General features: G+C 42.8%; 1 pseudogene. It reads left to right on the top strand.

What is annotated here, in order from left to right:
* Positions 1-66: 66 nt before the first annotated feature.
* A pseudogene (locus J502_RS16250) lies at positions 67-421 on the top strand (hypothetical protein); the annotation flags it as partial.

Genomic DNA, 421 nt, shown 5'->3' on the forward strand with positions numbered 1-421 from the left:
CGTTCTAATTTTGCCACTGGTTTGACGTCTACCGTAAATAAAAATGTGCATTCCGTTGCCACGAAAATGGCCGAAGAACTTGGTTTGGCCAAAAACACCGCTGGTTTAATTGGTGGGTTGTCATCCGCTCAAAATTCAATTGTTAAATTCACTACAGCCACATCAACTGCTAAACGTGCCCAAGCTTTTAACGATGTTTATTCTGCAGTTTTAAACTCTGTATCGACCACGGAAAAAGGTGCATTGATGACACCCCAGCAACTTAAAGGCTACGCTTTACAAAAAGCTGCTGAGCTTACAGGAGCATCAAGTCTAGCCGAGGCTGGTGAATGGATTAATAAACCAAATGTTACGGCCAGACAGAAGGCAGAAGCTAACAGACCTAAAGCAACCATGAGCGGCGATGATATTGATAAAATCA

The sequence above is a fragment of the Acinetobacter sp. 1294596 genome (assembly GCF_000582925.1).
GTDB classification, from domain to species: Bacteria; Pseudomonadota; Gammaproteobacteria; order Pseudomonadales; family Moraxellaceae; genus Acinetobacter; species Acinetobacter radioresistens.